The sequence below is a fragment of the Streptomyces malaysiense genome (genome assembly GCF_000980885.2).
Taxonomy (GTDB): Bacteria; Actinomycetota; Actinomycetes; order Streptomycetales; family Streptomycetaceae; genus Streptomyces; species Streptomyces malaysiense.
The window spans coordinates 1-365 of the sequence record NZ_LBDA02000203.1; the positions used below are offsets into that span (position 1 = coordinate 1).

General features: G+C 67.7%; 1 protein-coding gene. It reads right to left on the bottom strand.

Annotation, left to right across the window (positions count from 1 at the left end; genetic code table 11):
* Positions 1–150 precede the first annotated feature (150 nt).
* The coding region (locus tag VT52_RS38365) for a hypothetical protein (RefSeq protein ID WP_046425313.1) at positions 151–365 on the bottom strand (215 nt) is incomplete at its 5' end.

Below are 365 nucleotides of genomic sequence, written 5' to 3' on the forward strand. Positions count from 1 at the left end.
GGCGGAGGTGTGTCACTCGCGTGGCGGAGGTTCGACCTGCTCGGTCGGAAGTGGTCGTGCCTCGGGCGGGGCGGAGGGCTCATCGGGTGGGGTTGCGGCGCTCTGCGTGCCGGCTTTGCGGGGCTGGATGCCCTGGTCGCGGAGGAACCGTCAGATGGCTCTGAGGTTCGCCACGAAGATGATGACGGCATTGAGCAGGGTCTGTGCGACGCGTCCGTGCGGCAGGCGGAGCTGGGGATTGTCGACGTTGCCGAGGGCGGACTTCTTGAGGTTGCCGTTGCCGCCCTCGTTCTGACTGCGCAGTCCGGACCAGGCTTCCTGCCGCAGCGGGGTGAACAGGGGGTATTTCTGCCGCCACTTGGCCA